Source organism: Streptomyces sp. NPDC058637, assembly GCF_042717325.1.
Classification (GTDB): Bacteria; Actinomycetota; Actinomycetes; order Streptomycetales; family Streptomycetaceae; genus Streptomyces.
The window spans coordinates 37,433-49,471 of sequence record NZ_JBHXRD010000001.1; the positions used below are offsets into that span (position 1 = coordinate 37,433).

10 protein-coding genes are annotated in these 12,039 nt (G+C 72.1%); 6 read left to right on the top strand and 4 right to left on the bottom strand.

The window, feature by feature from the left end; translation table 11 throughout:
• Positions 1–71 precede the first annotated feature (71 nt).
• Positions 72–1,046, top strand: coding sequence for a phosphatase PAP2 family protein (locus tag ACFWVP_RS00150; RefSeq protein ID WP_384492661.1), 975 nt, complete (start codon positions 72–74; stop codon positions 1,044–1,046).
• A gap of 220 nt (positions 1,047–1,266) precedes the next feature.
• On the opposite strand, the gene ACFWVP_RS00155 is transcribed toward ACFWVP_RS00150, so the two are convergent.
• Positions 1,267–4,263, bottom strand: coding sequence for a bifunctional [glutamine synthetase] adenylyltransferase/[glutamine synthetase]-adenylyl-L-tyrosine phosphorylase (locus tag ACFWVP_RS00155; RefSeq protein WP_384492662.1), 2,997 nt, complete (start codon positions 4,261–4,263; stop codon positions 1,267–1,269).
• A gap of 143 nt (positions 4,264–4,406) precedes the next feature.
• Here ACFWVP_RS00155 and ACFWVP_RS00160 point away from each other — a divergent pair, with 143 nt between their 5' ends.
• The gene (locus tag ACFWVP_RS00160; RefSeq protein ID WP_384492663.1) at positions 4,407–4,955 is read left to right on the top strand and encodes a pyridoxamine 5'-phosphate oxidase family protein; all 549 of its coding nucleotides are present in this window, start codon (positions 4,407–4,409) and stop codon (positions 4,953–4,955) included.
• A 124-nt stretch (positions 4,956–5,079) separates the two neighbouring features.
• Here the strand turns inward: ACFWVP_RS00160 and ACFWVP_RS00165 are convergent, their stop codons facing one another.
• Positions 5,080–5,868 (bottom strand): putative protein N(5)-glutamine methyltransferase, encoded by a 789-nt coding sequence (locus ACFWVP_RS00165; RefSeq protein WP_384492664.1) that lies wholly within the window; start codon positions 5,866–5,868, stop codon positions 5,080–5,082.
• A 540-nt stretch (positions 5,869–6,408) separates the two neighbouring features.
• On the opposite strand from ACFWVP_RS00165, the gene ACFWVP_RS00170 reads away from it, so the two are divergent.
• The gene (locus ACFWVP_RS00170; protein ID WP_384492665.1) at positions 6,409–6,999 is read left to right on the top strand and encodes a TetR/AcrR family transcriptional regulator; all 591 of its coding nucleotides are present in this window, start codon (positions 6,409–6,411) and stop codon (positions 6,997–6,999) included.
• A 157-nt stretch (positions 7,000–7,156) separates the two neighbouring features.
• Here the strand turns inward: ACFWVP_RS00170 and ACFWVP_RS00175 are convergent, their stop codons facing one another.
• Both ACFWVP_RS00175 and glnA read right to left on the bottom strand, forming a co-directional pair.
• Complete coding sequence (locus ACFWVP_RS00175) at positions 7,157–8,254, bottom strand: hypothetical protein (RefSeq protein ID WP_384492666.1); 1,098 nt, start codon at positions 8,252–8,254, stop codon at positions 7,157–7,159.
• Positions 8,255–8,433: 179 nt separating this feature from the next.
• A complete protein-coding gene (gene glnA / locus ACFWVP_RS00180) occupies positions 8,434–9,795 on the bottom strand; it encodes a type I glutamate--ammonia ligase (protein WP_384492667.1) in 1,362 nt (453 codons plus the stop codon).
• A gap of 244 nt (positions 9,796–10,039) precedes the next feature.
• On the opposite strand from glnA, the gene ACFWVP_RS00185 reads away from it, so the two are divergent.
• The 3 genes from ACFWVP_RS00185 (at position 10,040) to ACFWVP_RS00195 (ending at position 12,026) form a co-directional block, all read left to right on the top strand.
• Positions 10,040–10,732: a DUF3105 domain-containing protein gene (locus ACFWVP_RS00185; protein ID WP_384492668.1), complete on the top strand. Its 693-nt coding sequence runs from the start codon at positions 10,040–10,042 to the stop codon at positions 10,730–10,732.
• On the top strand, positions 10,729–11,475 hold the full coding sequence (locus ACFWVP_RS00190) for a DUF305 domain-containing protein (RefSeq protein ID WP_384492669.1): 747 nt from the start codon (positions 10,729–10,731) through the stop codon (positions 11,473–11,475). The genes ACFWVP_RS00185 and ACFWVP_RS00190 overlap by 4 nt, the downstream gene beginning before the upstream one ends.
• Positions 11,476–11,600: 125 nt before the next feature.
• Entirely contained in the window at positions 11,601–12,026 is a 426-nt protein-coding gene (locus ACFWVP_RS00195; protein WP_384492670.1) for a CBS domain-containing protein, read from the top strand.
• The last annotated feature ends 13 nt before the right edge of the window (positions 12,027–12,039 follow it).

Sequence of the window (12,039 nt, forward strand, 5' to 3'; positions counted from 1 at the left end):
AGAACGTGCGACCCGGACCCGACCGGAGGATGATCGGGCGGAGGGGGACGTATCTGGCAGACTCTGCGCCTATGGGTGAATCGCACGTGACCACACAGGAAGACCGCACCGCGGCCGACCCGTCATCCGTCACGGACGAACCGACGGCCACCGGTTCCACCAGAACCGTCAGGCACGGCCGACTGCGCTCACTGCGCTCCCCGCGCCGGCCCCGTCTCTGGTTCGAGATCCTCCTCATCGCGGTCAGTTACTGGCTGTACTCGCTCGTACGCAACGCCGTGCCCGAGCAGAAGGCGGCGGCCCTGCGCAACGCCGACTGGATCTGGTCGCTGGAGCACACGGCGGGGCTCGCGTTCGAGGAGAGCTTCAACCAGGCCGTCAACTCGGTGACATGGCTGATCGTGTCGATGAACTACTACTACGCGACGCTGCACTTCGTGGTCACCATCGGGGTGCTGGTGTGGCTGTTCCGCCGTCACCCGGGCCGGTACGCGGCCTCCCGTCTGATCCTCTTCGCCACGACGGCCGTGGCCCTGCTCGGCTACTACCTCTTCCCGCTGGCCCCGCCCCGGCTGATGAACGGCGGGAGCTTCATAGACACGGTGATGGTGCACCAGACCTGGGGTTCGATGGCCTCGGGCAACTTCAAGCACATGTCGAACCAGTACGCGGCGATGCCGTCGATGCACATCGGCTGGTCGCTGTGGTGCGGTCTGACCATCTTCGCGCTGGCCTCCGCGCCGTGGGCGCGGATCCTGGGCCTGCTGTACCCGGCGGCCACGCTGGTCGTGATCGTGGCGACGGCGAACCACTTCTGGCTGGACGCGGTGGGCGGGATGGCCTGCCTCCTGTTCGGCTACGCGGTGTCGTACGCGTGGTACGGGGCGTTGCCGCACCGGCTGCCGAGGCGGGTGCCTTCGGCGGGGGGTGGGGGGTGGTGGCTGCCCGGGCGGGGGCGTGCGTCTGTGCCCGTGCCGTCTGCGCCCCGTCCCGCGCCCCGGACGGAACCGGCCCCGGCGCACTCGGCCCCGCCCGGCTCCCCCTGACCCACCCGGGGCTCCGCCCCTGACCCACCCGAGGCTCCGCCCCGGACCCCGCTCCTCAATCGCCGGAGGGGCTCGATCTGGCCGCTTCCCCCCACGCCGAAACAGGGGCGGACCAGCCGGCCTACCCGGGGACACCGCCCAAGCCCGCCCGGCGTTAGAGGGCCACCACTCAGCCCGGCCGCACGCCACACCAGCCCGTCCGGCGCTCGAGGACAGGCGTTCAGCCCGCCGCCCCGTAGAACCGCTCATCCACCACCGCCCGAGCCCGCCGCGTGATCCGCCGGTAGTCCTCCAGCATGTCCCCCGCGTGCCCGGGCCCGTACCCCAGGTAGCGGCCGACCGCCGTCAGTTCCCGCGGGTTGGAGGGGAACGTGTCGCTCGGCCGTCCCCGGACCAGCATCACCGCGTTCCGCACCCGGGCGGCCAGCACCCACGCCTCGTCCAGGGTCTGTGCCTCCTCCGCGGGGATCAGCCCGGCCGCGCAGGCCGCGGCCAGTGCCTCGCGGGTGCGGGTCGTGCGCAGGCCGGGTTCGGCCCAGCCGTGCTGCATCTGCATCAGCTGCACGGTCCACTCGACGTCACTGAGGCCGCCCCGCCCGAGCTTGGTGTGGAGCGTCGGGTCGGCGCCCCGCGGCATCCGTTCGGACTCCATCCGCGCCTTGAGCCGCCGTATCTCGCGGACCGCGTCCTCCCCCAGCCCTTCGGCCGGGTAGCGGAGCGGGTCGATCAGTTCGACGAAGGCACGCCCCAGCTCCTCGTCCCCCGCCATGGGCTCGGCGCGCAGCAGTGCCTGGCTCTCCCAGACGAGGGCCCAGCGCCGGTAGTAGGCCTCGTAGGACTTCAGGGTGCGTACCAGCGGCCCGCTCTTGCCCTCCGGGCGCAGGTCGGCGTCGATGAGGAGCGGCGGGTCGGCCGTCGGCAGCTGCAGCAGTCTGCGCATCTCCGTGATGACGGTGTTCGCGGCCCGGGCGGCCTCCTCGTCGCTCACGCCCTCGCGGGGCGCGTGCACGAACAGGACGTCCGCGTCGGAGCCGTAGCTCAGTTCGTGGCCGCCGAAGCGGCCCATGCCGATGACCGCGAACCGGGTCGGCAGGGTGTCGCCCCACTGTTCGCGTACGGCCGCGCGCACGGCGCCGGAGAGCGTGGCGGCGTTCAGGTCGGTGACGGCGGAGCCGACCCGGTCGACGAGCGCGCCCGGGTCCTGTTCGGCGGGGTAGTCCTCGGTGCCGTACGAGCCGATGAGGTCGGCCGCCGTCGTGCGGAACAGCTCGCGCCGCCGCATGCCGCGTGCGACCGCGACGGCCGCCTCGGCGCCCTGCGCACGGCCCACCGCCGCCAGCACCTCCTGGTCCAGGTGCTCCCGGGTGCGCGGCTTCAGCCCTTCCGGGTCGCCGAGGATGGCGACGGCCTCGGGGGCGCGCATGAGCAGGTCGGGGGCGAGCCGGCCGGCCGACAGGACCCGGGCGAGGTTCTCCGCCGCCGCCCCCTCGTCCCGCAGGAGCCGCAGGTACCAGGGGGTCTTGCCGAGCGCGTCGGACACCTGGCGGAAGCCGAGGAGCCCGGCGTCCGGGTCGGCGGAGTCCGCGAACCAGCCGAGCAGCACCGGCAGCAGGGTGCGCTGGATGGCCGCCTTGCGGGAGACCCCCGACGACAGGGCCTCCAGGTGCCGCAGGGCCGCTGCCGGGTCGGCGTATCCGAGGGCCTCAAGCCGTACGACGGCGGCCTTCGCGCTGAGCCGGCTCTCGCCGGGCGCGAGCTGCGCCACGGCGTCGAGCAGCGGCCGGTAGAAGAGTTTCTCGTGCAGCCGGCGCACCACGGAGGCGTGCCGCCGCCACGCCCTGTTGAGCTCGGCGACCGGGTCCGTACGCAGCCCGAGGGAGCGGCCCAGCCGTCGCAGGTCCGCCTCGCCCTCGGGGACGAGGTGGGTGCGGCGCAGCCGGTAGAGCTGGATGCGGTGTTCCATGGAGCGCAGGAAGCGATAGGCGTCGTCGAGCTGCGCCGCGTCCGCCCGCCCGACGTACCCGCCGTCGGCGAGCGCCCGCAGGGCCGTCAGGGTGGAGCCTGAGCGCAGGGTGCTGTCGCTGCGGCCGTGGACGAGCTGGAGGAGCTGTACGGCGAATTCGACGTCCCGCAGCCCGCCGGGGCCCAGCTTGAGCTCGCGGTCGACGCGGTCGGCGGGGATGTTGTCGACGACGCGGCGGCGCATCTGCTGGACGTCAGCGACGAAGTTCTCCCGGTCGGCGGCCTGCCAGACCAGGGGCGAGACTGCCTCGACGTACTCCGCGCCGAGCTCGGCGTCCCCGGCGACCGGCCGGGCCTTCAGCAGTGCCTGGAACTCCCAGGTCTTGGCCCAGCGCTGGTAGTAGGCGAGGTGCGAGGACAGGGTCCGCACCAGGGGTCCGTTGCGGCCTTCGGGGCGCAGGTTGGCGTCGACGGGCCAGATGGTGCCTTCGACGGTGGTGTCGGAGCAGATCCGCATCATGTGGGCGGCGAGCCGGGTGGCGGCCTGGACGGCCCGGTTCTCCTCCGCCCCTTCCACCGGCTCCCCCACGAAGATCACGTCGACGTCGGAGACGTAGTTCAGCTCGTGCCCGCCGCATTTGCCCATCGCGATGACCGCGAGCCGGCACTGGGCGGCGTCGGCGGGCGCGGCGGTGCGGGCTATGGCGAGGGCGGCCCGCAGCGTGGCCGTCGCCAGGTCCGCCAGCTCGGCGGCGACCTGCGCGAGGTCCGTCGTCCCGCACACGTCGCGGGCCGCTATCGACAGCAGTGACCGGCGGTAGGCGACCCGCAGCGAGTCCGGGTCGACGGCGTCGGCGAGCAGGTGCTCGAATTCCGCGACCCCGGGGTGCAGGTCGGTGGCTTCGTACGTGACGAGCGCCTGCCAGTCGCGCGGGTGGCGCGCGAGGTGGTCGCCGAGGGCCTCGGAGGCGCCGAGGACGCCGAGGAGGCGGTCCCGCAGCGGCTTGGCGGCGACGAGTGTGTCCAGCAGGATCTGCCGCTCCTCAGCTTCCTCGGCCTCGACGAGCCGGACGAGGCTGCGCAGGGCGAGGTCGGGGTCGGACGTCGCCCCGAGGGCGTCGAAGAGGACCGGATCGGCCCGTACCGAACCGAGCTCGGGGAGGTCGAGCAGTTGTTCGGCGGCGGACGGATCGGTGAAACCGTGCCGCAGCAGTCGGGTGAAGGTACTGCTTCTGCGTCCCGGCACCGTCGTCATTACGTGTTCTCCTGCCTGCCGACCACACTTGCCCGCTCTACGAGCCTAGCCCCGCACCGATGAATCGGGCGCGGAGGCAGAGTCCCTGCTTCGCAGACACGATGACCTGAACGCCCACGCACGACACTTCCAGGAGGATCGCCATGCCGGACGACCACAAGGACGAGGACACCGCCGCTCCCGGCACCACCCCCGAAACGGCGTTGGACGCCCGCTACAGCAGTGAGGGGGCCACCGCACGCCCGTGGCAGGAGGCGGTCGCGCTCCTGAGCGGCGCGGAGCTGTACTGGCTCTCCACGGTCCGGCCGGACGGCCGCCCGCACGTCACCCCGCTGATCGGGGTGTGGTCGGACGGCGCCCTGCACTTCTGCACCGGCCCCTCGGAACGCAAGGCGCGGAATCTGGCCGAAAATCCGGAAGTCGTCCTGACCACCGGCGCCAACAGCCTCGAAGAGGGCTTCGACGTGGTGGTCGAGGGCAGGGCGGCCCGGGTGACGGACGAGAAGCGGCTGATCGCGCTGGCCGAGGCGTGGGAGGAGAAGTACGGCGCCGACTGGCACTTCGGTGTCACGGACGGCCTGTTCTCCAACGGTGCCGGCGGCCGTGCGGAGGTCTTCGCGGTGGCCCCCCGCACGGCCTTCGGCTTCGCCAAGGGCGACCCGTTCGGCCAGACGCGCTGGCTGTTCGCCTGAGCCGGGAACCCCGGACCCGCGGACAGCGCAACCGAGCCGGACGCCGGCCCCCCGGCCGGCCACCGGCGGCTGAGCCGGACGCCGGCCCCGTCGTCGACGGGGCCGGCTGCCCCGCCCCCGTCGCCTACCGGGGCCGGGTCCCGATGACGACGGTGGCGTACAGCTCCTCGGAGACGACGACGCGCGCGCCGAGTCCGCGGCTCCCCACCGTCTCCTCGGCACGCGCGGCCTGCCGTTCGCTGGTCTCGACCAGCAGGCTGCCGCCCGGGGCCAGCCAGTCGGCCGCCTCGGCCACGACGCGCCGCATCACGTCGAGGCCGTCGCCGCCTCCGTCGAGCGCGACCCGGGGTTCGTGGACGCGCGCCTCCGCGGGCAGCAGGGCGACGTCACCGGTGGGCACGTACGGCACATTGGCGAGGAGGGCGTCGACCCGCCCGCGCAGCGATCGGGGCAGGGGTGCGAAGAGGTCGCCCTCGTGGACCGTGCCGAGACCGCCCACATTGCGCCGGGCACAGCGCACGGCGGCGGGGTCGACGTCGACGGCGTGCAGTTCGACGCCGTCCAGCGCCGAGGCCAGCGCCGTACCCAGCGCCCCGGACCCGCAGCAGAGGTCGACCACGACCGCCGGAGCCGGGCTGAGCGCCGCGGCCTGCCGGACGAGGAATTCGGTACGCCGCCGGGGCACGAAGACCCCGGGGTCGACGGAGATCCGCAGCCCGCAGAACTCGGCCCAGCCGAGAACGTGTTCAAGCGGCAGGCCGGCTGCCCGGCGTTCCAGCATGGTGGCGAGCGCGGCGGGGTCGGCCGCCGTGGCCTGGAGGAGTTCCGCCTCGTCCTCGGCGAAGACACAGCCGGCGGCGCGGAGCGTGGTGACGAGGGCCGAGAAGGTGAGCGGTGGGGCGAATTCCTGCACGGTGCGGAGCCTTTCGGATGAACCGATGGGCGCTCCGCGGTCGTTCAGGCCCGGTCGGCCACACGACGGCGAGGAGTGAGCGCCCAGCCTGCTGAAGCGGTAATGGGTCTCACCTCCTGGGTCGGTCCCGGTCTCGGGACGCGTCACACTACCGGAATGCTCCTGTCCGCCGCACGGGCTGGACGGGCCGGGCCCCGCGCGGTCCTGGGCGGGGCGTGGCGCGGGGTGCGGTCGCCGTGGCTGGAGTACGGCTGCCGCCCCGTGTATCAACCGCAGTTCGTCGCGGACCGCATGCCGTACCGCTCGGCGCGGGGCCGGTGGAGCCGGACCGGTCGACGCCGGAACCCCTGCCGCCGATGTGCGAGGGCCGGCGTAGTTCGTGTACGAGCCGTGGTCGTCCCCGCCGTGCTCCCTGGCCGGCGAACTGGCATCCCGCGTGGACGTGTCCGGCTCCGCAGGCGCCGTCGTACGCCGGGGAAGGTACGCGCGGGTACTCCCTCGGCAGCGCTGTCGCACCGGGATCAGGAAGATAATGGCGGCATGGAGAGCTCTGTGGGACTGCGGGAGCGCAAGAAGGAAGCCACCCGGCAGGCCGTGCACGAGGCGACACTTCGCCTCACCATCGAGCACGGCTTCGAGCATGTGACGGTGGAGGCAGTCGCCGACGCGGCCGGGATCTCCCGGCGGACGTTCTCCAACTACTTCACGAACAAGGAGGACGCGCTCCTGTACGGCGAGGAACAGCACATCGGGGCGCTGGTCCTCGCGGTCCGCGACCGTCCCCCCGAGGAGCACGCCTGGACCGCGCTCCGGGCTGCGGTGGCCGAATTCTCGCGGCGCATCGCCCCGCCGGAACGCGAGTGGGCCGTCCGCACCCAGCTGGCCATGCGTCACCCCTCGCTGCTCGCCCGCCAGCTCGCCAACCACGCGGCCCTGGAGCGGGACCTGGCCGAGGCGGTGGCCTCCCGCCCGGGTCCGGTCGCGGGGGACGTACGGCCCATGGTCCTGGCCGCGGGCTTCCTGTCGTCGCTGCGGATCGCGATGCGGCTGTGGATCGAGGAGGACCAGGCACGGGGGCCGGGCGCGGTGATCGACGAGATCCTCGACGAGATGGGGCGCGGCTTCGCCTGAGACGCCGGAGGGGGTGACGGAGGCACGTCGGCGTGTCCCGACGCAGCAAATGCCTCCGGAAGTGGTCCTTCTCGACGCCCTCCCGGACCCGGGCGGCGGGCGCCGACCGGCACGGTCCTGGCCGGCACGGTCCTGACCCGCACGGTCCTGACCCGCATCACCGCGCGGGACCCCCTGCCGTGGGGGTCGGCAGCAGGGCGCCCAGCACCCGGGGCATCTTCTTCCTGGAGGTGACGATCAGCACCGGTACGCCGTCGTCGTCGCATTCCAGGACCAGCCCCCTGGGGTCCGATCCCTCCGGATCCGTCCGGTACGGCGGGCGGACCCGGACCGGTCTGAGGCTGCGCGGCACCTCGCGGCGGAGCGTGGCGCCGGTCATGTCGGGGGTCGACGCGAGATATCCGGGACCTGCCACCAGGAAGCCGCCGCGCCCCTCGTAGGGGACGTCCCCGAGCACCCCGCCCGGGAAGCATGCCTTCCCGGTGGCCTCGAACGGCGTCATACGGATGGTGTCGTCGCCCCGCTGACGACGTGCCATGACCAGCGCGACCACCGCGCAGACGGCCAGGATCACCGGGACGCACAGTCCGACGGCCTTGATCGCCCCGCCCGGACTGTCGGTGACCCATGGCGCGAACGCTCCGGCCGCGGTGAGGCCCAGGGCGCCGAGGACCGGGACGACGACGTGCCACGGTGAGGCCCTGACCGAGAGGCGGCTGAGCCGGGCCCACCAGAACCAGGTCCACAGGAAGACCAGGCTGTAGAAGGCGAGGCCGAGGCCCCAGGCACAGTAGAGCTTGTAGGCGCCGCGTGGGTCCGCCATCGTGTGGAACCGCTCGGCCCCGAAGTCGACGTACCGGATCTGGTCCCGCCAGTACGTGACGCGCAGGCTCTCCCCCGCCTCGGCGTGGGGCGGATCCTGCGTACCGCCTTCGAGACGGGTGCGGGTGGACCTCCCGTCCGCCTCGGTGACGTACAGCCAGTACGACTGCGTCTTGCGCCCCGTCACCCTCTCGGTGCGGTCGATCCGCGCCGCCGTGGTCCGGAGGCAGTCCTCGTCTCGGCCGGCCGCCGGGTCATCGCCGGGAGCGCAGACAGCGGCGGCCCGGAAGTCCCGTTCGGCGTCGAGGGCTCCGCCCATGGGGATCAGCAACAGGAGCACACCCCCCAGCAGCAACCCGCAGCCGGTAAGGGCGCTGACGGTCTTCGCCACGCGGTTTCCCGGGCGGGTCACATCGGTCTTCTCGGCGATCACCGACGCATTGTGCGGCGGCGGGCCTCCCGAGGTCCACGGAGCACCCACGCACCCTTGGCCCACCCCTCGTTGCCGGAACCCGGCACCCGGTCCCTCACCGGCCCACCCCGCGAAACGGCTTCGGGCCGACGGCGTGTGACCGTCGGCCCGAAGCCGCGCGCGTGTACGGGAGCCTGCGCCTACAGCACCGGCAGGAGCGCCTTCAGCTCGAAGGCGGTGACCTCGCTGCGGTACTCCTCCCACTCCTGCTTCTTGTTGCGCAGGAAGAAGTCGAAGACGTGCTCGCCCAGCGTCTCCGCCACGAGCTCGCTCTTCTCCATCAGCGCGATCGCCTCGCCGAGGTTCTGCGGCAGCGGCTCGATGCCCATCGCGCGGCGCTCCGCGTCGGAGAGCGCCCAGACGTCGTCGTCCGCGCCGGCCGGGAGTTCGTAGCCCTCCTCGATGCCCTTGAGGCCCGCGGCGAGCAGCACCGCGTACGTCAGGTAGGGGTTGGCGCCGGAGTCGATGGAGCGGACCTCGACGCGGGCCGAGCCGGTCTTGCCCGGCTTGTACATCGGGACGCGGATCAGCGCGGAGCGGTTGTTGTGGCCCCAGCAGATGTACGAGGGGGCCTCGCCGCCGGCACCGGCGGAGCGGGAGGAGCCGCCCCAGATGCGCTTGTAGGAGTTGACCCACTGGTTGGTCACGGCGGAGATCTCCGCCGCGTGCTTCAGGAGGCCCGCGATGAACGAGCGGCCGACCTTGGAGAGCTGGTACTCGGCGCCGGACTCGTAGAACGCGTTGCGGTCGCCCTCGAAGAGGGAGAGGTGGGTGTGCATGCCCGAGCCCGGGTACTCCGAGAACGGCTTGGGCATGAAGGTCGCCTGGACGCCCTGTTCCAGCGCGACCTGCTTCATGACCAGCCGGAACGTCATGATGTTGTCGGCGGTGGAGAGCGCGTCCGCGTACCGCAGGTCGATCTCCTGCTGGCCGGGCGCACCCTCGTGGTGGCTGAACTCGACCGAGATGCCCATCGATTCGAGCATGGTGATCGCCTGGCGGCGGAAGTCCATGCCGACGTTCTGCGGCGTGTGGTCGAAGTAGCCGGAGCTGTCCGCCGGGGTGGGGCGGGTGCCGTCGACCGGCTTGTTCTTCAGCAGGAAGAACTCGATCTCCGGGTGGGTGTAGAAGGTGAAGCCCAGGTCGGAGGTCTTGGCGAGGATGCGCTTCAGCACGTAACGCGGGTCGGCGAAGGACGGCGAACCGTCCGGCATGAGGATGTCGCAGAACATCCGGGCGGTCCCCGGGGCCTCCGCACGCCACGGCAGGATCTGGAACGTGGCCGGGTCGGGCTTGGCGATCATGTCCGATTCGTATACGCGGGCGAAGCCCTCGATGGCCGAGCCGTCGAAGCCGATGCCCTCGTCAAAAGCCTGTTCGAGCTCGGCGGGGGCCACGGCGACGGACTTGAGGTAACCGAGAACATCGGTGAACCACAGCCGTACGAAGCGGATGTCGCGCTCCTCAAGCGTCCTGAGGACGAATTCCTGCTGCTTGTCCATAGAGCCACATCCTTGCAGTTCAGACGGTCCGTGCACCACCGCCCGGAGTAGGGGAGACACCTCAGTATCACGACCCGGGATTTCACCCAGATTACGCACTCGGTGTGAGAGAGAGCACGCGGCCACCCACTACGATCGGCGCCCATGGTGTGCAAGGGGCGGGACGGCGGTCCCGAGGCCCCGCGCGCACCCGCTTCCGGCCCGTTCCGTCCCTCCCTACTCCTTGGCAGAAGGACCCGACGACATGAGCTTCGACAGCAGGACCCCCGTGGACCAGACGCACGGCGCCGACGGTGCGCGAACCCGCCGCAACCGCGTCGTCGCCATAGGCCTGGGTGCCGTCGTGGTCGCCGGACTGCTCGGTTTCGGCACGTACACGCTGCTGGAGAGGACCGCGTCGAAGGATTCGGGTGCGGCCTCCGGGACGCAGGACGCCAAGCAGGGCGAGCCGACCGGGCAGACCGGGCAGGAGAAGCAGGAGTCGGCCGCCGGGCCCGTCGAGGGCGAGAAGACGTGGGACGCGAAGAAGCTGACCCGCGACCACGTCGCGACCGACGTCACGTACCCCATGGAGCCGCCGGTCGGCGGGAACCACGCGCAGGCATGGCTGAACTGCGACGGCGTCGTATACGAGAAGGCCGTCCGTGACGTCAACGCCGTACACGCACTGGAACACGGGGCGGTGTGGGTCACGTACAACGACCGGGCGGCCGACGCGGAGGTGCGCGAGCTCGCGTCGCGGGTCGGGAGCACCCCGTACACGCTGATGAGCCCGTACCCGGGCCAGGACGGGGCGATCATGCTGACCGCCTGGGGCAAGCAGGTCACGGTGGACAGCGCGGACGACCGGCGGGTGGCCCAGTTCCTGGCGAAGTACGTCCAGGGCGCGCAGACACCCGAGCCGGGTGCGCCCTGCACGGGCGGGATCGACGGGTGAGCGCCTCGCGCACCCGGCGTACGCGGTGGGTGGCGGGCTCCGCGGTGGCGCTCGCCCTGCTGTTCGCGGGGGCGGCGGCGATCGCCTCCGCGCGGGGTGACGCGGCGGCTCCCGCGCCCCGTACCCCCTCGGCGGAGTCCGCGGACGCGGGATTCGCCCGGGACATGGCCGTCCACCATCAGCAGGCCGTGGAGATGTCCTTCCTGGTGCGGGACCGCACGCGGGACGAGGACGTACGGCGGCTGGCGTACGACATCGCCAACACGCAGGCCAACCAGCGGGGCATGCTGCTCGGCTGGCTGGACCTGTGGGAGCTGCCGAAGACGGCGCCCGACGGGCAGGGGCCGATGGCGTGGATGTCCGGCAGCAACGGCGACGGGCACGGCTCGCACGGCTCGCACGACACGGAGGGCATGCGGGACACGGCCGGGGCGGCGGGCGGGGGTACGGAGCACGGGGTGGCCGGATTCGAGGCCCACGACGGGGCCCTCATGCCGGGCATGGCCACCAGGACGGAGCTCGCGCGGCTCGGCGACGCCGAGGGGAAGCGGGCCGAGATCCTCTTCCTGCAACTGATGACCGACCACCACGAGGGCGGCGTCGAGATGGCGCGCGGCTGCGCCGAGCGGTGTGCGGTGAGGGTGGAGAAGCGGCTCGCCCGGGGCATGGTCGAGGGGCAGCGGTCCGAGCTGGACCTGATGGCCGACATGCTCGCGGCGAGGGGTGCGCAACCCCGCCCCTGAGGGGCCGGCCCTGACCACGTACACCCGAACGGGTGACAGCGGTCGCTGCTCCGTACGGTCCCGAGGACCATGGGTTGCGCTCGGGACCGTACGGCTGTGCCCACCGGCACGCAGGAGGAATCCCCATGACGACCGCCAAGGACATCATGCACACCGGGGCCCACTGGATCCCGGCCCACGAAACGCTGGACCGTGCCGCGCAGATGATGCGGGACCACAAGGTGGGAGCGCTGCCCGTCTCCGCCAACGGTGAGCGGGACAAGATGGTCGGCATCATCACCGACCGCGACATCGTGATCAGGTGTGTGGCGTCGGGGCACGATCCGTCGAAGGTCACGGCGGGCGAGCTCTGTGACGGAACGCCGCGCTGGATCGAGGCGACCGCCGATGTCGACGCGGTGCTGGAGGAGATGCAGAGCCACCGGATCCGCCGGCTGCCCGTGGTCGAGAACAAGAGGCTCATCGGCATGATCAGCGAGGCCGATCTGGCGCTCCACCTCTCGGACGAGCAGGTCGCGGGGTGGGCGGAAAAGGTCTACTCCCGCTCCTGACACGCTCCCGGCC

Bases quoted from the DNA above. Each gene is read 5' to 3' on its own strand.
- ACFWVP_RS00150 (WP_384492661.1), top strand. From the start codon at position 72: ATGGGTGAATCGCACGTGACCACACAGGAAGACCGCACCGCGGCCGAC.
- ACFWVP_RS00155 (WP_384492662.1), bottom strand. From the start codon at position 4,263: ATGACGACGGTGCCGGGACGCAGAAGCAGTACCTTCACCCGACTGCTG.
- ACFWVP_RS00160 (WP_384492663.1), top strand. From the start codon at position 4,407: ATGCCGGACGACCACAAGGACGAGGACACCGCCGCTCCCGGCACCACC.
- ACFWVP_RS00170 (WP_384492665.1), top strand. From the start codon at position 6,409: ATGGAGAGCTCTGTGGGACTGCGGGAGCGCAAGAAGGAAGCCACCCGG.
- glnA (WP_384492667.1), bottom strand. From the start codon at position 9,795: ATGGACAAGCAGCAGGAATTCGTCCTCAGGACGCTTGAGGAGCGCGAC.
- ACFWVP_RS00185 (WP_384492668.1), top strand. From the start codon at position 10,040: ATGAGCTTCGACAGCAGGACCCCCGTGGACCAGACGCACGGCGCCGAC.
- ACFWVP_RS00195 (WP_384492670.1), top strand. From the start codon at position 11,601: ATGACGACCGCCAAGGACATCATGCACACCGGGGCCCACTGGATCCCG.